Raw genomic sequence first — 25,267 nt, 5'->3', positions numbered from 1 at the left:
AAAGGAACTTTAAAAAGTTCCTTGATTTGATTCCAATACTGCTTTAAGCTCAGCCCAGCCTCCGCCGTTATAACCGTCTTTCAAGCCTTGTCCGTTAAGATATTCCAATGCTTTTCCACTTCTGTTTCCACTTCTGCAGAATAAGATGACCGGTTTTTCAACAGATAAGATCTCGTCTTTTCTGTCTTCTACTTCACCAAGAGGAATGTTTTTAGCTCCATCTATATTTCCGTCCATTTCAAGCTCCATTGGCTCGCGGACATCGATCAATTCATAGTTTCCAGATTGTATTACTTCTATTAAAGACATAACTGTTTAATTTTAGATTAAAAAATAAGAACGAAAATACGCAATTTTTTCCTTAAAAAGCTCCTAAAAATTTACCTTTATCCACTCCTGAATTCAAAAGAGAAAGATTGGTAAATTAATCTTAATTTTGCAAGGTGAAAATTCTGAATTCCAGTGCCGAAAAATATTCCCAACTCATCAAGTCCAAAGCAGAACGTTTTGGGTTTCAGAGCTGTGGTATTTCCAAAGCTGAGTTTTTAGAAGAAGATGCCCCCAATCTTGAAAAATGGCTTAAAAATAATTTTCATGGTGAAATGAAGTACATGGAAAACCATTTTGATAAAAGATTAGATCCAAGACTGCTTGTCGAAGGCTCAAGGTCTGTTATTTCACTTTCCTATAACTACTTTCCAAAAGAAAAAATTTCAGCATTAGAGAATTATAAAATCTCCAAATATGCCTATGCAGAAGACTATCATGAAGTGGTAAAAGAAATTCTTCGCGAAATGGTTTCAGAACTTCAGGACGAAATTGGAGCATTCGGATTCCGGGTCTTTGTAGATTCAGCGCCCGTTATGGAAAGAAGCTGGGCCAGAAAGTCAGGAATAGGATGGGTAGGGAAAAATGCCAATCTTATCACCAGACAAAACGGTTCCTTCTACTTTTTGGCAGAAATCATTTGTGATCTTGAGCTGGTTCCCGATCATGCGACAACAGATCATTGCGGAACCTGCAGGAAATGTATCGATGCATGTCCTACAGATGCCATTGTTTCAGAAAAAATTATTGACGGAAGCCGTTGTATCTCTTACGCGACCATAGAACTTAAAAACGAAATTCCGGACCACTTCAAAGACAAAATGGAAGACTGGATGTTTGGCTGTGATATCTGTCAGGATGTATGTCCGTGGAACAGATTTGCGGCCCCCAACAAACAGAGCAGATTTGCTCCCAATGAATCGTTGAAAAATTTCAAAAAAGAAGAATGGAAGGAAATTACTCAGGAAATATTTTCTGAGATCTTTAGGAAATCTCCGGTGAAGAGAACAAAATTTGCTGGTCTGAAGCGGAATATTGAATTTTTGGAAGGCTCTTCAGGTAAAATCTAGCGCAATTTTTTGGTGACGAATCCTTATCTGGAATTTTTGAGTTCCAAAACCTGGTGGATAACTGGCCATCCCTTAAGCCATACGTCTTAAGGAGGATAAGATTGAATTCAGTAAGAATCTTTTGAAAACTTTTCCTAAAAAGAAAAATTGACTTTCATGAGACAAAATCCCACAGAAAATCAACGTTTTTTTTGTACTCTTTTAGGAGCAATTTTCACTCTTACTTTAAATCTTTTTTGTGATTTTACATTTTTACGCATATTTGTGAATATTTCGTAATTAAATTTAATCATTTTTTCGATTAAAACAAATACTTTTACGGAAAATTGAAGATTAAATTGTATTAAAATATGACTGCGAAAATTGTATTAGGATATATCCTCAAAACCATAGGAGTTATTTTAGGAATTGTAGTGTTCTACATTATTTTAGGCCTTGTGCTTCCACTCATAGAAGTTTCTGCAGAGGACGACGGGCAACCGAAAGATATTCCCATCTATATTTATACAAACGGTGTACATACCGACATCGTAATGCCCGTAAAAAATGATCTTCAGGATTGGGGGGCAAAAGTTCCGTTTTCCAATACCCAATCTAAAAGGACAGATTACAACTATATAGGAATAGGCTGGGGCGATAAAGGTTTTTATCTTGATACTCCCACATGGGCGGATCTAAAGGCTTCCACTGCTTTAAAAGCGGCATTCTGGCTCAGCGATTCTGCGATGCATTGCACTTATTACAAAACCATGAAAGAAGGGGAAGACTGCAAAATGATCATGATCAGCAGAGACCAGTACAAAAATCTCGTCAAATTTGTGGAAGATAAATTCGACAGAGATCAGAACGGAAATTTTATTGTGATTCCTACCAACGCTGTTTATGATGTCAACGATGCTTTTTATGATGCCAAGGGAACCTACAGTTTCCTTTATACCTGTAATACATGGGCCAATGATGCTCTCAAGGCGGCAGGACAGAAAGCGGCATTATGGACCCCTTCTGACTTCGGGATTTTCAGACATTACAAATAATTTTCAATGAAGATTGTTGCAGTAATTCTTGCTATTCATCTTATATTTTCCTGTAATAAAAAGCCCGATGAAATTAAGACGGCTCCCGAAAGTTCTGTGGCAAAAGAAGAAAGAAGACCCGAAATACCCGTTTCTGAAATGGCAGATAAGGCAGAAAAAGCTTTGCAATTCTGCATTTCAAAAAAACTCAGTACAGATTTTTGTATTCTCATCGACATGAGTCTTCATTCAGGAATTAAACGATTTTTTGTGTGGGATTTTAAAACGAAGTCTGTTTCTAAAATGTATCTCGTAGGACATGGCTGTGGAATAAACCCATGGAGTAGTGATGGTTCTAAAAACAACCCGAAGTTCAGCAACGAAGACGGAAGTCATCTTTCATCTTTAGGAAAATATAAGCTGCAGGGAAGAAGTCAAAGTGAGTGGGGAATTCATATTAAGTATCTCATGCATGGTCTGGAAGAAACAAACAGCAATGCATTGAAAAGATATATTGTTTTTCATTCATGGGATCAGATGAGTGACGACGAAGTTTTTCCGAAGGGTTCTCCTGAAGGTTGGGGCTGTCCCACCGTTTCCAATAAGGCGATGAAAGAAATTGATCCTATGATTCAAAAAGCAGGGAAACCGGTTCTCATGTGGATTTATCAATAACTATCTTCAATTAAAATATTACAGAGTTTTATAAAAATATTCCATTAAAATAAATCTAAAAAAGAATTGGGTCTTTGAATTGTTTCAAAGACCTTTATTTTTTAATGATATAAAACATTATTTAAGTTTTTTTAACATTCACAATACCACAGAACCCACCTAAAATTCATAGTTTCGCGGAACTATCGTTTTTACTATAAAACCAAAGCTTTTCTTATTGACATGGCAGGTGTAAGATCACTTATCTTTTTTTATTTCATATTGGTTTTTACCCTTTTCAATTCGAAATGGGCAGAAAAATCAGTGGGAAATATTCCCTGTGTACCGACAATAGGGAATATCCATATTCTGGATTTTTATGAGGAAGCAGACATGAACACTCATGCGCTGCCTTCTCTATCGAAAATCGTAAAACATTCACTCCGCAAAGATGAGGTAGCAACTGGAGATTTCTCGGGAATTCTTAAGATTACCTCCAGAATCAGTCTTCCTGATATCGCGATTTCCATTATCTGCGGCGTAAAATCCTTTCTCCATCTTTTTCAGTTGTATTAATTTAAGTTGTTGAAAACCAGTTTATTTTAACGAATTTTTTATAACTTAAATACTTTAAGATGTATTCTAAAAACGTAATAATTTGCATTTTTGCAATATTATTCGCTGTGTCATGCAGTAAAAACAACAAAAAAAACAAAGCGAACGAAAGGGAAGTTCCTGTACTTGAAATCAAAGAAAAAGATACACTTGTCAACAACCAGTTTGTCACCGATATTCAGGCAAAGAAAAATGTTGATATCCGTTCCCGGATCGGTGGAATCATTCAGCATATCTATGTGAATGAAGGGCAGTTTGTCCACCAGGGCCAGACCCTTTTCAAGATCAATGATGCAGAACTCCGGATGGAACTTCTAAAAGCAGATGCTACTTTAAAACAGACTGATGCCGACGTACGCGTGGCAGAAGTAGAATTGAAACAGATCCAGAGTCTCCACGCCAAAAAGTTTGTCGCAAATAATGAACTTGAAATGGTAAAGGCTAAACTTTCATCAGCTAAAGCAAAACACGCTTTTGCAGATGCGGAAAGAAAAACAGTGCTGCAAAAGATCAGTTTTACAAGAGTAACAGCTCCTTTTGACGGTGTTATCGACGTTATTCCTCATAAAGAAGGAAGCCTTGTAGAAAACGGAACCCTGCTCACCACTTTATCCCAGCTGAATGAAGTCTATGCCTATTTTTCTATTCCTGAAAACCTGTATTTCGAACTTCTTGCCAATGATAAGATCGGAAATCACCAGAAAATAGAACTTACACTTCCCAATGGAGTCAATTATGAATTCAATGGAGCCTTGAAGACCGCCGAAGGAGAAATCGACAGAACTACTGGTTCTATCCGGTATAAAGTATTGTTCCCGAACCCTGACCGCCTGATTAAACATGGTACTTCTGGAAAACTTATTATTTCCGAGCATCAGGCCAATGCGATATTGATTCCTCAGAAATCAACATTCTCTATCCAGGACAAGACCTATGTTTTCGTTGTCGATAAAAATAACAAAGTGAAAATGACCAGTATTAAGATCGGGACGACCCTAAGAGATTCTTATGTGGTAGAGGGTGGTCTTAAAAAAGGAGATGTAATCATTTATGAAGGGACGCAGTCTTTGAAGGATGGTGATATGATCAAAATTAAAAAGAAGTATTAACCTTTCATCTTTAAATCAACTGACATGGTAGAAATGTTTATAAGACGAAAGGTGCTTTCGTTGGTGATTTCCATTGTATTTGTATTGCTGGGAATTATGGCATTAATGAAAATGCCCATCACCCAGTTTCCCGATATCGTACCGCCTTCTGTCACCGTGACCGCAAAATATACCGGAGCCAATGCTGAAGTTTCAGCCAACGCTGTTGCTCTTCCTTTGGAACGGGCCATCAACGGTGTTCCCGGAATGACGTATATGTCCACGGTGACTTCCAACGATGGACTTACCTTAATTCAGGTATTTTTCGAGGTGGGAACAGATCCTGATGTGGCCGCAGTGAACGTCCAGAACAGAGTGACAACCATCCTTGATGAACTTCCTGAGGAAGTAATCAGAGCAGGAGTAACCACTGAAAAGGAGGTGAACAGTATGCTGATGTATCTGAATATTACCAGTGCAGATCCCAGCCAGGACGAGCAGTTCATCTATAACTTTACAGATATTAATGTACTCCAGGAATTGAAACGTATCGATGGAGTAGGACGTGCCGAGATCATGGGCCAGAAAGAATATTCCATGAGAATCTGGCTGGATCCGCAGAAAATGGCCGCATACAGTATTTCGGCTGATGAGGTGATCAGTTCTCTGCAGAAACAGAATATTTCAGCTGCACCGGGAAAAGTAGGAGAGACGTCCGGAAAAACGTCCAGTCAATTACAGTATGTAATCAAATATAAAGGTAAATTCTTTGAGCCCAAACAGTATGAAGAAGTTCCCATCAGATCAGACGTGAACGGAACCATCCTGAAGCTTAAAGATATAGCAAAGGTTGAATTTGGTGCCATGAATTACGGAATGGTTTCCAAGACAGACGGAAGACCTTCAGCGTCTATTATGATGAAGCAAAGACCGGGCTCCAATGCATCCGAAGTCATTGAAAGTGTAAAGGCAAAAATGGAAGAATTAAAAGTCACTTCGTTTCCTCCCGGAATGGAGTATAATATGGCGTATGACGTTTCCAGATTCCTGGATGCTTCTATCAGTGCGGTATTGATGACTCTTATCGAGGCATTTATTCTTGTAGGAATTGTCGTGTTTATTTTCCTTCAGGACTGGCGTTCTACTCTGATTCCTGTGCTGGCTGTACCGGTAGCATTAATAGGAACCTTTGCTTTCATGAATATGCTGGATTTTTCAGTGAATTTATTAACCCTCTTTGCTCTTGTTCTCGCCATTGGAATTGTGGTGGATAATGCGATTGTCGTCGTGGAAGCCGTCCATGTGAAGATGGAACAGGGCATGGAACCTCTGGAAGCCACAATCAGTGCGACAAAAGAAATTGCAGGCGCGGTGGTAGCTATTACCATTGTGATGTCTGCTGTATTTATTCCTGTAGCTTTTCTGGATGGGCCTGTAGGAGTGTTTTACAGACAGTTTTCATTGACATTGGCTATAAGCATCGTCATCTCTGGAGTAAATGCCCTCACCCTGACTCCGGCACTTTGTGCTATTATTTTAAAACCTCATAACCACAAGAAAAAGAAAACTGTGGTTGACCGGTTTTTTCAAAGTTTCAACAGAGGTTTTGAAAAACTGACCGAAAGGTATGTTGGTATTTTATCAAAATTTGCTACCAGAACAGTAGTCACATTTGGTATTCTGTTTTTATTTATTATACTGACTGTTGTTACCAGTAGATTTCTTCCCACCGGATTTATCCCGATGGAAGATCAGGGAATGGTTTACGTCAGCGTTACAACCCCTCAGGGCGCCACTGTTGAAAGAACAGAAAAAGTACTGGATGAGGTCACTGGTATTGCAAAGAAAATAGAAGGGGTAGAAAATGTGACCACACTTGCGGGATACAGTATTGTGACAGAAATTGCTGGTTCTTCCTACGGTATGGCTATGATCAATCTGAAAGACTGGAAAGAAAGGAATATTTCAGTCAATGAACTGATTGCTGATCTATCCGAAAAAACGAAGAGCGTTGCAGATGCACAGATCGAAATTTTCGCTCCGCCTACAGTTCCCGGATTTGGAAATACCAGTGGTTTTGAGCTTCGTCTTCTCGACAGAACCGGAGGGACTATTGAAAATACGGATAAAATCACCAAAGATTTTGTTAAAAAGCTGAATGAGGCCCCCGAACTGCAGAACAGTTTTACCAGTTTTGATGCTACTTTTCCCCAGTATATGATCCATATGGATTATGATATGGCAGCGAAAAAAGGAATTTCAGTAGACAATGCCATGTCAACACTTCAGACAATGCTGGGTTCCTATTATGCTACCAATTTTATCCGTTTCAGCCAGATGTATAAAGTAATGGTACAGGCAGATCCGGAGCACCGCGATACTCCTGAAAGTATCTTGAATTTATATCTGAAAAATGACAAAGGCGAAATGGTGCCTTTCTCTACCTTCATCACCATTGAAAAAGTATATGGTCCTGAGGTTTTGACCAGGTACAATATGTATATGTCAGCCATGATCAATGGAGAACCTGCAGAAGGTTATAGTTCCGGGGATGCTATTGCAGCGGTGGAACGTGTCGCCAAAGAAACGCTTCCAAGAGGTTTTGATGTAGAATGGTCCGGGATGACCAGAGAAGAGATTCTGTCAGGAAACCAGACGGTCTATATATTTATGATCTGTCTTTTGTTTGTCTATCTTTTATTAGCAGCACAATACGAAAGTTTCCTTCTTCCGATGCCTGTACTGCTAAGTCTTCCGACGGGTATCTTCGGATCTTATATCGCATTGGTTCTTACCGGCCTGGATAATAATATCTACGCACAGGTAGCTTTGGTTATGTTAATCGGACTTTTAGCCAAAAATGCCATCCTTATTGTTGAATTTGCCGTAGCAAGAAATAAAGAAGGCTATGATATTGTTCCGGCCGCCATTGAAGGGGCAAAACAGCGTCTTCGTCCTATTCTGATGACTTCCTTTGCTTTTGTAGCAGGACTTATTCCGTTGTGTATAGCCTCAGGAGCGGGAGCGATCGGAAACCGTTCTATTGGTACCGCCGCAGCGGGAGGAATGCTTATCGGAACTGTATTTGGCCTGGTGGTTATTCCGGGGCTGTATATATTCTTTGCAAAACTTGAAAATAAAAAGAAAAATGAAGAGATCAAACCATAGAAATATAGGGTACGGAATTGGAATATTCAGTTTAATGTCATGTACCGTTCCAAAAGTAACTGAACTTAAAAAAGCTCAGACAATGCCTGATATCGTTACCACTGAAAATACAGCAGAAACAGATTATTTTCAGCAAATCAACCTTAAAAATTATTTTACGGATTCTCATTTGCTGGAACTTTTTGATCAGGTGGTTCACGCCAATCCTGACTTCCGGATCGCTCAGCAGCGGGTAGACATTGCGAATAGCTTTTTGCAGCGTTCCAAAATGGATCTGCTTCCTTCTCTTGAAATTGGCGCTTCGGTTTCGGGTGACCGTTATGGAAAATATACAATGGAAGGAGTTGGGAATTACGATACCAATCTTTCACCCAATATTACAGAAGATCAGAAAATCAACCGGGACTTTACCCCGAATTACTGGCTCGGAGCAAGAAGCAGCTGGGAAATAGATGCCTGGGGAAAACTTAAAAATAAAAAACTGGCAGCCCAGAAAAAATACCTGGCTTCTGAAGAGGGGTTGAGACTGTTGCAGGTAGAATTGTTTACAGATATTGCCAATTTATATTATCAGCTGGTAGCACTGGATAATCGCCTGGCGATTTATCAGAAAAACTATCATCTTCAGCAGAGGGCCTTTGAAATCGTACTTGCCCAGCGTGAAGTTGGGAAAGCAACGGAGCTTGCTGTTCAGCAGTTTAAGGCGCAGAACAATAACTGGCTGGCTGAAATTGAACATATAAAAGTTGAAATAGTGACGGTGGAACAGGCTATGACTACTTTAACAGGAAGTTATGGCGGTGAAGTCAAACGTGGAAAGTTACTGATGCCAACGAATATGGAAGTCCTGAATAAAATGATTAATGTAGAAGCGGTGATTCATTCCAGACCGGATGTAGCGGCCAATTATTATGTACTGGAAGCCTCGCAGGCAGATGCTAAAGCGGCAAGAGCTGCATTTTATCCAAAAATTGATCTTGGAGCGAGTTTCGGGCTGAATGCTTTTTCTGCCGGAAATTTTTTCAGTCCTGCTTCTCTCGCAGGACAGCTGTTGGGAGGTTTAATGGTCCCTGTTTTTAATAAGGGACAGTTGAAACATGAATTTAAAGTAGCAGGGAAGGAACAGGAGATTGCCTTTCTCAATTATCAGAAGAGTGTGACCACCGCATTCAATGAACTTCAGTCCATTTTAAAACAAACCAAGATCTATGAACGCATGTTGCAGTTAAAATCTGGAGAAGTGGATTTCTTAGACCGCGGTGTTGAGGTTTCGAATGATCTCTATCTGACGGGCTATGCCAATTATTTTGAACTGATCAATTCTCAGAAAAGCAAACTGACCGCCGAACTGGATCTGCTCCGGTTTCAGCATCAGAATACCAGAAATAACGTACTGCTGTTTAAAGCATTGGGCGGAAAACTGGATTGATTTTTACTTTTTTTTACGATTAAAGCCGCCCTCAGGGGCGGCTTTCTTTATTGTTTTTACGAAATCTGCGAATGAAGCAGATCTGTTATAGTAAAGCTAAAGCTTTGATTATTTAACCAACTGGATATTAACCGCAGAGAATCCTTTCGGAGATTTTTCTTTCTCGAAAGATACTTTGTTCCCTTTTTTTACAGGGTGCGCACAACTGTTGTTGTGAAAGAAAACATTTTCCTTGCTGTTGTCTTCAGTAATGAAGCCATAGCCTTTTTCACTGTGGAAAGTGATGATTCCTGTCTTTCTTACATCTTCCTCCATAATCGGAGCTGCACCAAGCTGGATCTCATCAATGTTTACTTCCTGTCTTTCTCTGTCTTCAGGAGGAGTAGAGGTAAGTCTTCCGAATTCATCTACATACATGAATACATCTTCTGCACCTTTGTTGTTATTCGTCTTACGATCTTCGCGTCTCAGCGCTTTTTCTTTTTGCTTTTGAATTTTTTTCTTGAAATTTTCTTTTTTAGAAAAAGAGTCTGCCATAAATTATTCTAGTATTTAATTTTATATTGTAATATTTGTTTACCTGATCTGCCATATGCTATGTAAAGCCCGCAGTCATCCGTTTGTTCATCTTTATCGAAGGAAACGTCGAAAGCAGTTTTGTTTTTGGCGTTCATCAGTAAAAGAAGTGATTTTTTTAAAAATGGGGCATCTGAAAAAGCGGGAACTGATAAGAAAGAATGTCTAAACTATACAGAGAGCAAAGGCAGAGGCCTGTTAATTAATATACAAATATACGACAAAAAACTGAATAAACCTATATTAAATCATTGATTATCAAAAATGTATTTTCCCTTCTTTAAAAGGAGGATCTATTTCATTCAATCCAGAGGTAATGATAAAAAAAATCCCCAGTAAACTGAGGATTATGGAAAATAATATATTATAAGAATGAAGTGGTGTATAATATGATTGGCAGAGTTGCAAATGCCGTGCCTAAAACTCACTTATTTTAGACTTCTCTTGAAAAAAAGTTGAATTCCAGGGCTCTTGAAGGGTGTATCCAATTGGTATGTAATGGGATATATCCTTGTGTGGTAGATGAAAAAAATGCATTTTTTTCAATCGACTCATTTTTGAGGGGAGCAAATTCAGGAAATTCGTAATCCGGTACAGTTTCCGAAAGATTCACCATGTTGTACTGGCATTCATTATTGATCTTTGTTTCACTAACAATTTAAAGTAATCATAATGTCAACACAAGAGGTCAAAGGAAAAGTAGTATTAATTGCCGGAGGTGGCAAAAATTTGGGTGGACTGCTGAGCAGAGACTTTGCAGCTAAAGGTGCAAAACTGGCTATTCATTATAACAGTGAAAGCTCAAGAGCAGACAGTGAGAAAACACTGGCCGAAGTTCAGGAACTGGGAGCAGAAGCATTTTTGTTTCAGGCAGACCTTACCAAAGTAGACAATATATCCAGGTTTTTTGATGAAGCTGTTTCTAAATTTGGAGGAATAGATATTGCGATCAATACTGTTGGAATGGTGCTTAAGAAACCGTTTGCAGAAACTACCGAAGAAGAATATGATACCATGTTCAATGTGAATTCAAAATCAGCCTATTTCTTTCTTCAGGAAGCAGGTAAAAAACTGAATGACCATGGAAAGATCTGTACCATTGTTACCTCCTTACTGGCAGCTTATACCGGGCTTTATTCCACTTATGCCGGGGCAAAAGCTCCGGTAGAGCATTTTACAAGAGCCGCTTCCAAAGAATTTGGATCAAGAGGAATTTCGGTAACAGCAGTAGCGCCAGGTCCAATGGATACCCCTTTCTTTTATGGTCAGGAAACATCAGAGGCAGTCGCTTATCATCAATCTGCTTCTGCATTGGGAGGATTAACGGATATTAAAGATATTGCTCCGCTGGTTGAGTTTCTTGTAACAGAAGGCTGGTGGATCACCGGGCAAACGATCTTTGCGAACGGCGGATACACAACAAGATAGTGGCGGGAGGAAGAAAGAAGATAGAAGTTTAAAGTATACAATCAAAAGTGATCATTTTATAGTGACTTCTATCTTCGTTCTTCTCCCTTCTCCCTTCTTTTCTTTTATATACATTTTTAAGCTGTTGATATACAGTGGTTCTCATTCTTTTCAGTGTTTCTTTAATTTGGATTCATGAAAAAGAATTTTTATATCCGTTCTGTGCTCTCTGTTATTTTATTGATGCACAGTGTAGCTTCTATTTTCAGTGGTGACGTTAATAATTTTGGGCGCCTTTATCTGGATACTATAGGTTTTAGTCCTTTTGGGCTTTATCTGGCCTGGGCGGTGAAACTGATTCATCTTTTTTCAGTAGTTCTGATCTGGTCAGATCGGTATGTAATGGGGGTTGCGTTATTCAATATTCCGGTTCTTATTTTAGGAATCTACTTTATCCACTGGCAAAACGGATGGTATGTAGTCGGTGGCGGAACCAATGGAATTGAATTCAATGTGCTGTTGATCTGCTGTTTTTTACAGTTGGTCTTTACAGAATATCCATCACCAAAGAAGTAAAAAGCAGTTTGTAGACCGATCCTTTCGTTTGGCAGGTATCTATTTTTATTTTTCACTGAAAGATAGTATTTTGCATGGTAAATCCTATCACACTTGAAGTCAGACAGAAAATCAAAAGTATATGTTCATCTGCTCTTTTGGGTACTGTACTATATTCTGGAAGTGTATCTTGACTTTTACTGGTCGAGATATCAGTTTCCTGATATGGCATGGCAGATAAGACTTCAGAATACAATTGTTCTGGAACTGGGCTACCTTTTGATTAAAATGCCGCTGGCCTATTCACTGCTGTATGTCTATGAGAAAACCACCATCAAGAGGTTTCTTACCTATGTTTTCTGTTGTTTTATTATTGTTACAGCCGTTCTCATTCACAGGTTTTTCACTCACTATATCATTTATCCACACATTTATGGAGTAACGGAAACGCTTGATGGAAAACAGGCTTCAGGGTTTATCAACGGATTGGTGGCTTTTAATTCTTTTATGGACCTCATTTTTATGGCGGGTCTTATTTTTGGCGTGGAAATTACAAGACAGAAAAGCCTTCTGAAAGAACAGATTTCATTATTAAAAACAGAGAAACTGGATCAGGAACTTAGCATGCTGAAAGCACAGATCAATCCTCATTTTCTCTTCAATACCCTCAACAATATTTATGGAATGGCGCTTAAGAAAGCGGATGAAACTCCGGATGTCATCCTGCAGCTTTCCAAAGTGATGAGATACAATATTTACGAAGCCACTGAAAAGTATATTTCCATAGATAAAGATGTTGAAAATCTCAAAGATTTCCTTCAGATTCAGCAGATCCGTCATCGTGATCTGGTGATTATTTTTAATGAAGAGATGGATCATCCTATTCAGGAAATTTCTCCGCTCATTCTGATCCAGTTTGTAGAAAATGCTTTTAAACATGGAGTTTCTGAAACCTTAGGACAGAGTTTTCTTCATATTGACCTCAAATTAAATAATGGAGTTCTTCATTATCATATTGAAAATTCAAAAGAGGAAAAGCCGCACGGAAACTCTACAAAAATAGGTTTGAAAAACATACGAAGACAGCTTGAACTGCTTTATCCCAAACACAGTCTCACCGTTGAAAGTACAAACGACAGGTATATTGTCAACTTAATTATTGATTTTAATGACTCATCCCGCTTCTAAAAAATACAACTGCATCATCGTGGAAGATGAACCTATAGCCGGAGAAATTCTGGAGAATTTTGTGTCAAGGAACGAACAACTTCACCTTTTGGCCAAATGTTCCGACGCTGTTTATGCCGGAAACGTTTTGAACAGGCATGAAATTGACCTGATGTTTCTTGATCTGCATCTTCCCGTTGTGAAAGGTTTTGATTTCCTTAAAAAACTGAAAAACCCGCCTCTTGTAATTGTGACTACTGCTTATCATCAGTACGCTGTGGAAGGGTATGAACTTGATATTGTGGATTATCTGATGAAGCCGATTCCCTATGACAGATTTACAAAAGCGGTAGAAAAATTCAAATATCTGATGAATGCTGAAGAAGCTCTTCTTGAAGCGGCCGACCGCGAGCATATTTTTATCAGCAGCGGAAAAAAACAAATTAAGATTGTACTTCATGATATTTTCTATATTGAAAGCTTGAGAGAATACATTCATATCCATACCAAAGCAGGAACAGTCACTGTGAAGATGCCCATCAGCAGGATAGAGGAAAGCCTTGATCCGAAACTGTTCATCAGAATCCATAAATCCTACATTATTTCCAAGACCAAAATTGAAGTGCGTTCTGCAAGTATGGTACAGGTGAACGGTAAGAAATTGCCGATTGGAAGGACCTATAAACCTTTAATAGAGTTTTAGATTTATACGTTGTTGGTTGGTCCAATTTGACCATTAAATTCCTTCATAGACCACAAAGTTTATTTGATAGCTGTTTTTTTTATTCCTGTTCTATTTTGAGCACTTTTGAATCGTTAAATAAAATAGATATTCCAATTGTCAATAAATATTTGAAGAAGAAGACCAATTGCAATCATTAGAATATTTATGTGGATGTTAGTATTCTGGCTGAAGAATACGGATTGGCTTAATGATCTTAAGCCAATTTTTATTATCCATAACTCAAAAAAAAGCCTCTGAAATGATAGGTTTCAGAGGCTTTTTAAGTCTATATTTTGAGGATTATGAAACTTTTATTTCCTTTTTCTCCCGGATACTTTTAATAATAAAGAACAGTCCGAGAAATACAAAGGGGATGCTTAAAATCTGCCCCATATTCAGGCTCATTCCCTGTTCAAAATCAACCTGATCTACCTTGATAAATTCCACAAAAAAACGAACAACGAAGATCAGCAGAGTAGTGATTCCAAAGTAAAAACCTTTCCCAACTTCAAAGATGTTTTTCCTATAAATAAAATATACCAGAAGGAAGATCAGCAGATAAGAAATTGCTTCATACAGCTGGGCAGGATGTCGTGGAGTATTATCTACATGTCTGAATATAAAAGCCCATGGAAGATCAGAAGGGGTTCCTATGATTTCTGAGTTCATCAGATTACCCAGCCTGATAAATGCCCCGGCTAAGGGAGTTGCAATAGCAATCACATCCAATACCGTCATAAACTTGATAGAAAATTTTCTCGCATAGATCAGAAGCATAATGATAAGTCCGATTCCTCCACCATGGCTTGCCAGTCCTGCATATCCTGAAAAGTGATAAGCTCCGTCAATTCCTTTTTGGATCGGAAGAAATATTTCAATAGGATGCTGGGAATAGTAGTCGAAATCGTAAAAAAGACAGTGTCCCAATCTTGCTCCAACCAAAATACCAATGAAGGCATAAGAGAAAAGCGCGTCATGAGCCTGATGGCTTAAATTTTCCTTTTTATAAATGGTTTTTAAGATGTTGTAGCATAAAACAAGTCCCGCAAGAAATAACACACCATAATATTTTAGGGGAAACCCACCAATAGTAAAAATTTCGGAATTTACATCCCAGTTAACATATAATAAATTCATTGATAATAATTGTAGAATTACTTTTTCGGGGACAAATATAGCAGGATATGGCCGTTTTAAAGGAACATATGCCAAACTTTAGGATATTTTGGGGGAAAATATCATGTTTTTAGCAGCGATGATCAGTTTTTTTTGCAGATGAAATTTTACCCTCAATAGCCAGCTTCAATTTTCTTAAACAAAGAACCTCTCACATGAAGCAAGAGGTTTTTTTAACGGAATCAAATAAAAGTATTGCTACTGATCATTCAATGTTCGCTCAATTGTATATTCAAATTATGCTAACTTTACGTTAACTGCATTTAAACCTTTGTCGCTTTTTTGTACTTCGAAAACTACTTTATCGTTTTCACGGATAGATCTTGTATCTAAACCTGAAGAGTGTACAAAAATATCTTTACCTCCGTCTGCTGGAGAAATGAATCCGAAACCTTTTGCTTCATTGAAAAATTTTACGGTGCCTTCTTGCATTGTAATTATTATTAAAAATTGTTGTGTTAATTATTTGATGACTTTTCTCCGGAATTTCTCTCGGAAAGAGTCCATCTATTTTGTTGTGATTTAATGAATATAGTGAAGTTTCCCGACAGGCATAATAAATCCTATCAGCTTTTGAATATTGCTTAAGTCCGAGCGTTCCCCTTCGTCACAAAAAGAAACGGCAGTTCCTTTGGTCCCCGCTCTTCCCGTTCTTTCAATCCGGTTCACGTAGGTTTCCGGAACATCCGGAAGTTCATAATTGACAACATAAGGAAGTTCCTCCATATCAATTCCTCTGGCAGCGATGTCGGTGGCTACTAATACGCGAATCTTGCTGTTTTTAAAATCTTCTACAGCCTGCTGTCTTGCGATCTGAGATTTATTCCCGTGAATAGCTGCAGCAAAGATTCCGGTGCGTTCCAGTTGTTTTACCAATCTGTCTGCGCCCTGCTTGGTTCTTGTAAAAACCAGTGAACGCAAAATCGATACATCCTGCAGAATATTGATCAGCAGATCTGTTTTCTTGGTCTTTTCAACAAAGTAAACGGATTGATTAACACACTGCAATGGTGATGGAATCTGGTCTACAGTGACTTCAACAGGATTATTCATCATGGCGTCTGCAAATTTCCGGACCTCTGAAGGCATTGTTGCAGAAAAAAATAAAGTCTGCCTCTTCTGAGAAATAAGTTTTAAGATCTTTTTTACGTCCTCTGCGAATCCCATATCAAGCATTCTGTCAGCTTCATCCAAAACCAGAATTTCGATCTTAGAAAGATCAATAGGTCTCTGGCTTACCAGATTAAGAAGTCTTTCCGGAGTTGCTATCAGGATATCTACTCTTTTTCTAAGAGCGGCGAGCTGGCTTCCAGACAATACACCTCCAAAAATAGAAAGCTGTGAAAGGGGTAAATATTTGCTGTATACTTTAAAACTCTCCTCCAGCTGCTGAACCAATTCCCGTGTTGGAGTTAATATTAAAGTTCGTATTTCTTTATGATCTGGTGTATTTCTTTTGAGTAACTGCAGAATAGGCATGGCAAATGCCGCAGTTTTTCCTGTACCGGTCTGAGCATATCCTATAAAATCTCTTCCTGCTAAAATAGGGGGAACCGCTGCATACTGGATTTCTGTAGGTTTGGAATATCCGGCTTCTGTAACAGCGCGGACTATAGGGTTTATTAAATTTAAATTTCTAAAACTCATTGTAATCTACCGGACATCCGGTTCTGAGTGGCCAAATCCTGTAGGATCTGAATTGTTGTCTTGTTTAAAAATAAAGATTATCAAGCTGGATAAGCATTATCTTTAGTTATTATTTTACTTTGCATTAACTTTGACAATAAATTCAGTTGGGAATATATAGGCTGAGTTTTGCAATATCGTATCGTTCTCATTCGTAGAAGCAGGAGTGTGATCATCCGTACCGTCCTGAATTTTATAACTGCTTTTTTTAACCTGAAAACCAAGGAAGCAGTATTAAAAATTATTTAAAAAATAAGTTTTAATTGGGCAGCTGAAAAAGCAAAACTGAAAGAGAAAAATGAATTTTAAACTATTACAGAATAGCAAAAGGCAGAGACCTGTTTTTATAAATGCATTGCAAAAATACGATAAAGAAATCGAATAATAATTGCTTTAAATGATTGATTGTCAAAAATTTATTCGTAGCTTCCGCACGTTAACAGAATTGTTTGCCCAAAGCGGATGATTTTAAATCCGTTCTTATGCAGACTTCCGCTCCTTCTACCAGCCCCCAATCACAAACTTTAGAGTCCCACTCCGATCAGCATGTGAGAATTGCCTACTTTATTATGGTCCATCATAAACCGGAAGTATTCAAAACCATGTTTCAGAAGATCTATACCAGGGATCAGTTTTATCTCGTCCACATTGACAGGAAAGCCAAAGAGGAGATTACGGATGAAATCCAGATGTATCTGGTCCGGTTTCCGAACGTTTATATTCTCGAAAGCATCAACATTGTTTCCGGTGGATTCAGTATGATTCAGGCCGAACTTGATGCCATGGAGTTTTTGCTTAATGTCAGTCAGGAATGGGATTATTTTGTTAATCTGAGTGGGGAAGATTCACCTCTTAAGTCTCAAAATGTGATCCGTCAGTTTCTTACGGTGAATAAAGGGAGGAATTATCTTTTCTATTATGATCAGAAGTTTTACCGTCCTGATACTCTTCAGAGAATACAAAATCATTTTACCGAGCTGTCTTATAAGATTTCATCTTTTATGTATAAGAGAGAATTTATGAAAGACGTCACGCCTTATATTGGAGGGAAGTGGGTTATTTTTACCAGAGATACCTGTGCCTTTCTGGCGAATAATAAAAAGGTAATGAATTTTGAAGACTATTATCTTCACACTTTACTGCCGGCAGAATCTTTTTTTCAGACTGTTCTTATGAATACTTCTTTCAATGATCTTATTGTGAATGATGACAAAAGAGCAGTCATTGAAAAACCGATATTTGGAAAAAAGCAGACTGCGGAAGATCTTATTCTTTTTTTAAAAGCGACCAACCATCTTTTTATCAGAAAAATAAATGAAAAAACGGATCCGGAGGTTCTGAAATACATCGAGGAAAGCTATGATTCACCTCTGCCGGAAATAGACGAAGTGGAACGGGAACTGAAAATAGACAGACGGCAGGATAACTAAATTTCATTTTTAGTCATAAAATAAGCCATTCATTGTAAATGAACGGCTTAAATCAATATAATTATTTAAAAATTATTTAAATTTTTTCAGGATGTAGAAAACATCTAAACTGTTGAGAAAATAAAGCTGAGGTAAGTCAGTCTCAGATAGCACCCATGACATACATATTCTCCATTGTAGGAGCTACACTGCCGCCCTGTTTTTCAAGAGTTATGGCAAATGCCTGTGCTTTAGGAATATTAGCCAGAGGGGTTTTACTGTCTTTTTCTTCGGTATACATTCCGGCACTTACAGGTTTTCCGTCTGCGATCGCCCAGAGCTGATATTGCATACCTTCAGGAGCCTTTGGCAGGCTTTCAGCATTCAGATAAACTTCCTTTGTCTTTTTATCCCAGAATACCATTGCTTTTGAATCGGTATGTTTTTCTACCCCTTTCAGCATCACCATCTGCATGTCAGGATTGGAAAGCATGTCCAGTTTCTGATTCATTTTTTGCATGGCAAGATCCTGATTACTTTTCTCACTCTGTATTTTAGCAATCTCTGCTTTAGTTTTGGACTGATCGTTCATCCAGAAGAGATTTCCGGCAGCACTGATCAGAAATAATACGGAAGCAGCTACTGCATAGTTTTTCCAGTTGCTCTTTTCCTGAATTTTGATCTCTTGCTGATTCCTTTCAACAGGAATCTCTGTAATCACCGCAGGTTTTACTTCTTCAGTATGCTGTTCCTGCTGGATCTTACTCCAGATTTTTGATTTTAAATCTACTGGTGGTGTCACGGCTTGACTGGTCGCCAAATCTTCCAAAGTTTTTTGTGCTTCTTCAAAAGCAGCATATACTTCAGCATTGTTTTTCATCACACACTCCAAAATCCCTGCCTCCTCGGGAGAAGCAAGACCTAGAACATAAGATTCTATGATTCCGGATGATATGTATTCTTTAGTGTTCAATTTATTGATAATCTTTTAGCAAATCCTTTAATTTCATCAGCGCATTCCGCATTTTGGTTTTCACCGTCCCAAGGGGTATCTTCAGCTTTTCAGATATTTCGTTCTGAGTATATCCCTGGTAATAAGCTAAGTCGATAAGTTCTTGTTTATCAACCTCCAGACCTTTAAGCACATTCCTAAATCCAATAAAGTCGGATGAATTGTTTGTCGTTGAAAGTTCTGCAGAGTTATATACGAAATCTGGAAGCGGTTGGTTTTTAAGTTCGTTTTGGAAACCTTTTGATTTTAAATAATCTATTGCCGTATTTCGTGCAATATTGATCATCCAGGTGTAGAATTTGCCTTTTGAAGAATCATACTGACTAATCGCATTCCAGATCTTTACAAAAACATCCTGAATGATTTCTTCAGTATACTCTTTTGACTGAACGATTCGGAGAACCACCCCATACAGTGCTCCTGCATAGTGGTCGTATAAATAGTGAAAGCCTGATTCGTTTTTTTCTTGTAGTAAAACGATAAGCTCTTCTTCCGAATAGGTTGTTTTAATAGCGTATGATTTTCATTCCAAATGTAATAAAATAAAATATATACTACAAACAACATCCGAAAAATATTTTACATCGTAAATGATTTTAAATAATCATAGAAATCAACAGATATGAAAAGATTAATCATAAAAACAGCTTTTACTTTTTTTCTGGTTACCATGGCTGGAAAAAGTTGGGCACAGTCTGGCAGTTTTAAAGCAAAAAATCCCTATTACTCCCGTACGGTAACCACCCCTTTGAAAGTGAGCAATGCGGAATGGAAGAAGATTCTCAAGCCTGAACTGTATCAGGTAGCCAGAGAAGGAGCAACAGAAACAGCTTTTACAGGTAAGTATGATGAATTTGATGAAAAAGGAACTTATTTCTGTGCGGTTTGCGGAAATCCACTGTTTATTTCGACTTCAAAATTTGCGACAACATGCGGATGGCCTTCTTTTTATCAACCGCTTACTAGGAATAGCGTTAAATACAGAAAGGATACTTCATATAATATGGTAAGAAGTGAAGTTTTGTGTGGAAGATGTGATTCTCACTTAGGACATGTTTTTGATGACGGTCCAAAGCCTACCGGGAAAAGGTTCTGTATGAATTCCGTATGTCTTGATTTCGTTCCCAATTCCAAAAAGAAATAATAATTTTTAAATTTTTTAATAATAAACCATTTTTTTAAATCCAAAACAGAACCAACCTCGTAAATGACTCTAAGAACACAAATAAATTACTCATTAACTTAAAAAATAAATAAAATGAACACAACCTCAAAAATCGCAGTATTCGGAATGGTGGCTTTATCATTCGCTTTCAGTGGGAAGGTAACTGCACAAACGATGAAAGAAAAAACAGTAATGGTGGGCGGTGCGCCGATGTATCCATCTAAAAATATTATTGAAAATGCTGTGAATTCCAAAGATCACAAGACTTTGGTGGCAGCAGTAAAGGCAGCAGGTCTGGTAGAAACGCTGCAGGGAGCAGGACCTTTCACTGTGCTGGCACCTACCGATGCGGCCTTTGCAAAACTTCCGAAAGGAACAGTGGAAACCCTTGTAAAACCTGAAAACAAAGAAACGCTTACTAAAATTTTAACGTATCATGTTCTTGCAGGAAAATACAGTGCGAAAGATATCTGGGCTGCAGTAAAAGCTGGAAACGGAAAAAGCATGATGAAAACGGTAGAAGGGGAAGGATTGACTTTCTGGACCAAAGGAAAAGATCTTTATATACAGGATGCAAAAGGAAATAGTGCAAAAGTGACGATAGCTGATGTAAATCAGTCAAATGGTGTGATTCATGTAATCGATACGGTGTTGATGCCGTAATGTTTTAGTTTTCAAAACAGCATAGTTATTATGCTGTTTTTTCTACTCTTTTGAGAATTATATAACACTCAAACCAATAATATTATGAAAAAAACTATTAATGTTTCTAACCAGGGAGCAACTCTGGATACAGGCAGAAGAAATTTCTTGAAACTGGGCGGTATAGGACTGGCTATGGCAGGACTTACGCTGATCGGTTGCGATGATGATAATGATTTCGGAATGACAGACAACGGTCCCGTTTTCGATCTGGGAACCGGAGATGTAGGCGTTCTGAATTACGCGTATGCATTGGAACAGCTTGAAGCTGATTTTTATACCAAAGTAGTTAATAATTTTTACTCCGGAATTTCAAGTGTTGAAAGAGATCTTTTTACAGACCTTTATCATCACGAAGTTATTCACCGAGACTTTTTTAAAGCAGCGATCACCGGGGCAACAACCAATATTTTACCTACCCTTGAATTCAAGTATCCTAATGTGAATTTTAACGACAGAAATTCTGTTCTTGCAACGGCCAAGGCTTTGGAAGATACAGGAGTAGCAGCGTATAACGGTGCAGGAAAATACATTACCAATGCGGCTTATTTAGTGATTGCCGGGAAAATAGTTTCTGTGGAAGCAAGACACGCTTCAGCAATCAGAAATATCATTAATCCCGGATCTACTGATTTTTCAGGAGATGATGTCATAGATGCCAATGGATTAGATCTTGCCAAAGAGCCTAAAGATATTGTCATGGTTGCGGGAGGATTTATCAAAACTCCTTTCACATGGAAAGAAAGAGGAATCAGCTAATTATTCATTTTCAAAATCTACAATTATGAACATTCTTAAATTACTAGATAAGCTTTCTAATGATAAATTCTTTACAACGGAAGCTACAAGATTAGAAACGATTACCAATATTTCTACATTTGGTAAAAAAGCAGCAGTAGCATCGATCCCTTTAGGATTGGGAGCATTAATGTCAACCCCTGCTAAAGCAGAAACTTTAGATACCGCAGCCTCTGCAACTTTTTTTAAAAGTGCTTTAACGGACGCTTTGCAGTTGGCATTGGTTCTGGAATATCTTGAAAATGAATATTACGCAATAGGTCTGGCAGCAGCAGGATTGATTCCCAATTCAGACCGACCTGTTTTTATGCAGATCTCAAAACATGAATCCGCACACGTAGGATTCCTGAGAAATACACTGACTTCCTTAGGAGAAGCGCCAAAACCAAAGCCTACTTTTGATTTTACCGCTGGCGGAAATTTTACGCCTTTCACAGATTATAACCAATTTCTCGTTCTGGCTCAGGCTTTTGAAGACACCGGAGTTCGTGCGTATAAAGGACAGGCTGGAAATGTAATGTCTAATAAAGCAGTATTACAAGCCGCCCTTCAGATCCACTCTGTAGAAGCAAGACACGCTTCACAGGTGAGAAGAATGAGAGCGAATAAAGGCTGGATAGAACTGGCCAACGGAGGAAATATGCCTGCTGCTACCAATGCTGTGTACGCAGGAGAAGATAACACAAATCAGGCAGGATTCAATACTGCTAATGCTTTCGGAGCGGCGGCGGGATCTGCAGCTTATGATGAAATCCTTACAACAAGCGAAGCACAGACTATTGCAGGTCTGTTTATTGTCTGACATAATTTTTATTATTTAGGTGTGAGTCCTATCCTTAGAAACTTTCTGGGGATAGGATTTTTGTTTAAAATCTACTGATTGAAGGGGCTGTATTTTTGACTTTTCAAAAAGTTTTGTCATTGAAGTATATAAGATTTCTATGGGAATATGGGGTATGTTGAATCCTGTGAATAATAATGTATGCCTGAACTTTTCGGTACAGACCAATTCATTTTAAGCATAAGAAGAATGGTGGAAGATGATGTTTTGAAGAATGAATCTTTTGATAGATTATATTAAATCAATAAAAAACCTCTGAAATCATTGATTTCAGAGGTTTTTAGTACCCAGTACCAGAATCGAACTGGTACATCTTTCGATACTAGAGTTTGAGTCTAGCGCGTCTACCAATTCCGCCAACTGGGCTTGTTTCAAATCGGTGTGCAAATATATAAACTTTTTTTAATGTTCAAAAGCTTTTTGGAGGAAAAATTTTAAAATTCTATCTCCAAACCATCGTAGGAAAGATGTATTCCTTCCGGAAGCTCCTTATCTTCAATATCATGCAGTCCCAGGTGGTGACTGATGTGGGTTAAAAATAATTTTTTAGGCTTAAGCTCGTTAAACAGGGCGATGACATCAGGAAGGACAAAATGGGCAGGATGCGGATCAAATTTTCTGATGCAGTTTAAAATCAGCACATCCAGATTCTGCAGTTTTTCTTTTTCAGTGTCTGAAATGAAATTGGCATCCGTGATATACGCGAGATTTTTAAACTTATAGCCAAGGATCATAATTTTGTAATGGGTCACTTCAATAGGCGTGATTTCCGTATCCAAAACATGGAAAGGCTTATTTTCAATTTCATGAAGATCAAAAGCCGGTGCTCCCGGATATCTTTCATCAGCGAAAGCATAGGGAAAGCGTTTCTTGATCTCCTGACCAACCCTTTCGTTGCAGTAGATGGGCATGTTTTTCCCACTTTTAAAAATCAATGGACGCATATCATCAAGCCCGATCACATGGTCATTGTGCTCGTGGGTCAGAAGTGCAATATCTACGTTATTTTCGTGATTGAGGAGCATCTGCTCTCTGAAATCCGGTCCGCAGTCGATCAGTATTTTTCTGCTTTCCTCTGTAGTAATCATTACTGAGGAGCGGAAACGCTTGTCTTTTGGATTTTTGGAAGTACATACTTCACATGTACAGCCTATAACGGGTACACCTTGGGAAGTACCAGTTCCTAAAAATTTCAACTTCATTTTCTTTTGAGGTTGGTTTAATTTTGGTAAATTTACGAAAAATTTTACGTCCTAATGTATCAGAAACTAACTCCTAAACAAAAAGCATTAACAATTAATCTAGATCCTACTATTTATGGTACTTTCGCAGAAATTGGAGCAGGGCAGGAGACTGTTCGTCACTTTTTTAGAGCAGGAGGGGCTTCCGGTACAATTGCTAAGGCGATGTCTGCTTACGACAAAGATTTTAGTGATGCCATTTACGGAAAAGAGGTGAAAAACAGGTATGTCACCCAGAACCGACTCCGTAAAATGCTCCGTTATGAAGTCGCGTTGATCGAAGAAAGGATTTCAAGGGAAAATAATCCGAACAGAAAGTTTTTTTCTTATGCCAACACGGTAACGACGATTAATTTCGACAAGACACTCAAAGGCCACGGCTGGGTAGGAATCCGTTTCCAGACTAAAGAAAACGAAGATTACAACGAAATCGTGATCCATGTAAAATTTAATGAAAATGATGCTACATTACAGCAGGAAACTTTAGGAAACCTTGGGGTAAACCTTATCTTCGGAGCTTTCAACTACTACGACAATCCCAGAACTTTAATCGAATCTTTATACGACGACATTGCCAAAGACGGTCTTGAAATTGACATGATCGATTTCAGTGGTCCTGCTTTTGACTATGTTGATAACCGATTGATGTCGCTGCAACTTGTAAAACATGGAATGACAGATGCCGTAATCTTCAATTCCCAGGGGAGTAATATGCTTCCTGCCGACGTTCTGTACAAGAAGAATATATTTGCCGTACGAGGAAGTTTCAGGCCTGTAACGAAAGTGAACATCGATATGCTTAAAAACGGTCTTGAGATGTTTCAGAAAGATGCGACCTGTACTCATGAAGAAACAGAAGTCCTGATTGAGATCACCATTTCAAATCTTAGGGCAGATGGCGATATCGACGAAAGAGACTTTATGGACAGGGTAGATATTCTCGGACGACTCGGTTATACCGTGATTATTTCAAATTTCTCGGAATATTACAGACTGATCGATTATTTTGCTTCGTACACAAGCGGAGATATCGGTGTTGCCATGGGAGTGAATAACCTTCTGATGGTATTTGACGAGAAATATTATAAAGACCTTTCAGGAGGGATTCTGGAAGCATTCGGAAAGTTTTTCAGAAACGGGATGAGAGTATATCTTTACCCTTACAAAGATCCTGAAACTCACGAATTACTGGATTCTGCCAACCTTAAAGTAGAAGAAAATCTTAAAGAGCTGTACAAATATTTCAAACACAACAACCGTATTGTAGATATTACGAATCATAATCCGGAATTTTTGGAAATTTATTCAAGAGAGATCCTTAGAAAAATAACATGCTGCATTAAAGGCTGGGAAAACCAGGTTCCTGAAGGGGTGGCAGAAATGATAAAAGAGCGTGGAATGTTTGGCTACAAAGAAGAACATTCCTTCAAACAATTCTCCTAAA

25 protein-coding genes and 1 tRNA gene are annotated in these 25,267 nt (G+C 38.3%); 17 read left to right on the top strand and 9 right to left on the bottom strand.

The window, feature by feature from the left end; all coding sequences use genetic code 11:
• Window positions 1-9: 9 nt before the first annotated feature.
• Entirely contained in the window at window positions 10-309 is a 300-nt protein-coding gene (locus EG346_RS23960; protein WP_073335374.1) for a rhodanese-like domain-containing protein, read from the bottom strand.
• A 143-nt stretch (window positions 310-452) separates the two neighbouring features.
• Here EG346_RS23960 and queG point away from each other — a divergent pair, with 143 nt between their 5' ends.
• The 7 genes from queG (at window position 453) to EG346_RS23925 (ending at window position 9,364) form a co-directional block, all read left to right on the top strand.
• On the top strand, window positions 453-1,397 hold the full coding sequence (gene queG / locus EG346_RS23955; protein WP_073335469.1) for a tRNA epoxyqueuosine(34) reductase QueG: 945 nt from the start codon (window positions 453-455) through the stop codon (window positions 1,395-1,397).
• A 350-nt stretch (window positions 1,398-1,747) separates the two neighbouring features.
• Window positions 1,748-2,431, top strand: a complete 684-nt coding sequence (locus EG346_RS23950; protein ID WP_073335373.1) for a TIGR02117 family protein — start codon at window positions 1,748-1,750, stop codon at window positions 2,429-2,431.
• A gap of 6 nt (window positions 2,432-2,437) precedes the next feature.
• Window positions 2,438-3,085 carry a murein L,D-transpeptidase catalytic domain-containing protein gene (locus EG346_RS23945; RefSeq protein ID WP_123882407.1) on the top strand — a complete coding sequence of 216 codons (648 nt, stop codon included), beginning with the start codon at window positions 2,438-2,440 and terminating at the stop codon, window positions 3,083-3,085.
• Between the two features lie 222 nt (window positions 3,086-3,307).
• Entirely contained in the window at window positions 3,308-3,640 is a 333-nt protein-coding gene (locus tag EG346_RS23940) for a hypothetical protein (protein WP_123882404.1), read from the top strand.
• 107 nt (window positions 3,641-3,747) lie between these two features.
• Window positions 3,748-4,788, top strand: coding sequence for an efflux RND transporter periplasmic adaptor subunit (locus tag EG346_RS23935; protein ID WP_228423810.1), 1,041 nt, complete (start codon window positions 3,748-3,750; stop codon window positions 4,786-4,788).
• Window positions 4,789-4,812: 24 nt separating this feature from the next.
• Window positions 4,813-7,935 (top strand): efflux RND transporter permease subunit, encoded by a 3,123-nt coding sequence (locus EG346_RS23930; RefSeq protein ID WP_123882401.1) that lies wholly within the window; start codon window positions 4,813-4,815, stop codon window positions 7,933-7,935.
• Window positions 7,916-9,364: a TolC family protein gene (locus tag EG346_RS23925; RefSeq protein WP_073334212.1), complete on the top strand. Its 1,449-nt coding sequence runs from the start codon at window positions 7,916-7,918 to the stop codon at window positions 9,362-9,364. Before EG346_RS23930 ends, EG346_RS23925 begins: the two co-directional genes overlap by 20 nt.
• A gap of 108 nt (window positions 9,365-9,472) precedes the next feature.
• Here the strand turns inward: EG346_RS23925 and EG346_RS23920 are convergent, their stop codons facing one another.
• Window positions 9,473-9,901: a cold-shock protein gene (locus EG346_RS23920; protein ID WP_034741140.1), complete on the bottom strand. Its 429-nt coding sequence runs from the start codon at window positions 9,899-9,901 to the stop codon at window positions 9,473-9,475.
• A 711-nt stretch (window positions 9,902-10,612) separates the two neighbouring features.
• Between EG346_RS23920 and EG346_RS23915 the strand changes: the two genes are divergently transcribed.
• From EG346_RS23915 to EG346_RS23900, 4 genes are all read left to right on the top strand, one after another.
• Complete coding sequence (locus EG346_RS23915) at window positions 10,613-11,368, top strand: SDR family oxidoreductase (protein WP_073334186.1); 756 nt, start codon at window positions 10,613-10,615, stop codon at window positions 11,366-11,368.
• Window positions 11,369-11,542: 174 nt separating this feature from the next.
• Window positions 11,543-11,923 carry a DoxX family protein gene (locus EG346_RS23910; RefSeq protein ID WP_123882398.1) on the top strand — a complete coding sequence of 127 codons (381 nt, stop codon included), beginning with the start codon at window positions 11,543-11,545 and terminating at the stop codon, window positions 11,921-11,923.
• A gap of 93 nt (window positions 11,924-12,016) precedes the next feature.
• The gene (locus EG346_RS23905) at window positions 12,017-13,090 is read left to right on the top strand and encodes a sensor histidine kinase (RefSeq protein ID WP_123882395.1); all 1,074 of its coding nucleotides are present in this window, start codon (window positions 12,017-12,019) and stop codon (window positions 13,088-13,090) included.
• Complete coding sequence (locus tag EG346_RS23900) at window positions 13,071-13,772, top strand: LytR/AlgR family response regulator transcription factor (RefSeq protein WP_123882392.1); 702 nt, start codon at window positions 13,071-13,073, stop codon at window positions 13,770-13,772. Before EG346_RS23905 ends, EG346_RS23900 begins: the two co-directional genes overlap by 20 nt.
• 321 nt (window positions 13,773-14,093) lie before the next feature.
• On the opposite strand, the gene lgt is transcribed toward EG346_RS23900, so the two are convergent.
• The 3 genes from lgt to EG346_RS23885 form a co-directional block, all read right to left on the bottom strand.
• Window positions 14,094-14,930, bottom strand: a complete 837-nt coding sequence (gene lgt / locus EG346_RS23895; RefSeq protein WP_073334180.1) for a prolipoprotein diacylglyceryl transferase — start codon at window positions 14,928-14,930, stop codon at window positions 14,094-14,096.
• 276 nt (window positions 14,931-15,206) lie between these two features.
• On the bottom strand, window positions 15,207-15,401 hold the full coding sequence (locus EG346_RS23890; protein ID WP_034741125.1) for a cold-shock protein: 195 nt from the start codon (window positions 15,399-15,401) through the stop codon (window positions 15,207-15,209).
• A gap of 90 nt (window positions 15,402-15,491) precedes the next feature.
• On the bottom strand, window positions 15,492-16,616 hold the full coding sequence (locus EG346_RS23885) for a DEAD/DEAH box helicase (RefSeq protein ID WP_073334177.1): 1,125 nt from the start codon (window positions 16,614-16,616) through the stop codon (window positions 15,492-15,494).
• 521 nt (window positions 16,617-17,137) lie between these two features.
• Here EG346_RS23885 and EG346_RS23880 point away from each other — a divergent pair.
• Window positions 17,138-18,085 (top strand): beta-1,6-N-acetylglucosaminyltransferase, encoded by a 948-nt coding sequence (locus EG346_RS23880; protein WP_123882389.1) that lies wholly within the window; start codon window positions 17,138-17,140, stop codon window positions 18,083-18,085.
• A gap of 142 nt (window positions 18,086-18,227) precedes the next feature.
• On the opposite strand, the gene EG346_RS23875 is transcribed toward EG346_RS23880, so the two are convergent.
• Complete coding sequence (locus EG346_RS23875; protein WP_073334174.1) at window positions 18,228-19,037, bottom strand: anti-sigma factor; 810 nt, start codon at window positions 19,035-19,037, stop codon at window positions 18,228-18,230.
• A gap of 1 nt (window position 19,038) precedes the next feature.
• Entirely contained in the window at window positions 19,039-19,557 is a 519-nt protein-coding gene (locus EG346_RS23870) for an RNA polymerase sigma factor (RefSeq protein WP_073334172.1), read from the bottom strand.
• 141 nt (window positions 19,558-19,698) lie between these two features.
• Between EG346_RS23870 and msrB the strand changes: the two genes are divergently transcribed.
• The 4 genes from msrB to EG346_RS23850 all read left to right on the top strand — a co-directional run bounded on the left by msrB (window position 19,699) and on the right by EG346_RS23850 (window position 22,543).
• Window positions 19,699-20,220 carry a peptide-methionine (R)-S-oxide reductase MsrB gene (gene msrB / locus EG346_RS23865; protein ID WP_123882386.1) on the top strand — a complete coding sequence of 174 codons (522 nt, stop codon included), beginning with the start codon at window positions 19,699-19,701 and terminating at the stop codon, window positions 20,218-20,220.
• 114 nt (window positions 20,221-20,334) lie between these two features.
• Window positions 20,335-20,904, top strand: a complete 570-nt coding sequence (locus tag EG346_RS23860) for a fasciclin domain-containing protein (RefSeq protein WP_123882383.1) — start codon at window positions 20,335-20,337, stop codon at window positions 20,902-20,904.
• Between the two features lie 84 nt (window positions 20,905-20,988).
• The gene (locus tag EG346_RS23855) at window positions 20,989-21,702 is read left to right on the top strand and encodes a ferritin-like domain-containing protein (RefSeq protein ID WP_073334164.1); all 714 of its coding nucleotides are present in this window, start codon (window positions 20,989-20,991) and stop codon (window positions 21,700-21,702) included.
• A 25-nt stretch (window positions 21,703-21,727) separates the two neighbouring features.
• Entirely contained in the window at window positions 21,728-22,543 is an 816-nt protein-coding gene (locus EG346_RS23850; RefSeq protein WP_123882380.1) for a ferritin-like domain-containing protein, read from the top strand.
• Between the two features lie 323 nt (window positions 22,544-22,866).
• Here the strand turns inward: EG346_RS23850 and EG346_RS23845 are convergent.
• Both EG346_RS23845 and EG346_RS23840 read right to left on the bottom strand, forming a co-directional pair.
• Window positions 22,867-22,948, bottom strand: a tRNA-Leu gene (locus tag EG346_RS23845).
• Between the two features lie 68 nt (window positions 22,949-23,016).
• Window positions 23,017-23,784, bottom strand: a complete 768-nt coding sequence (locus tag EG346_RS23840) for an MBL fold metallo-hydrolase (protein ID WP_123882377.1) — start codon at window positions 23,782-23,784, stop codon at window positions 23,017-23,019.
• A gap of 54 nt (window positions 23,785-23,838) precedes the next feature.
• Here EG346_RS23840 and EG346_RS23835 point away from each other — a divergent pair, with 54 nt between their 5' ends.
• Window positions 23,839-25,266, top strand: a complete 1,428-nt coding sequence (locus tag EG346_RS23835; protein WP_073334069.1) for a nicotinate-nucleotide adenylyltransferase — start codon at window positions 23,839-23,841, stop codon at window positions 25,264-25,266.
• The last annotated feature ends 1 nt before the right edge of the window (window position 25,267 follow it).

This window comes from Chryseobacterium carnipullorum (assembly GCF_003815695.1).
Classification (GTDB): domain Bacteria; phylum Bacteroidota; class Bacteroidia; order Flavobacteriales; family Weeksellaceae; genus Chryseobacterium; species Chryseobacterium carnipullorum.
This window is presented reverse-complemented; position numbering and strand designations above follow the sequence as displayed.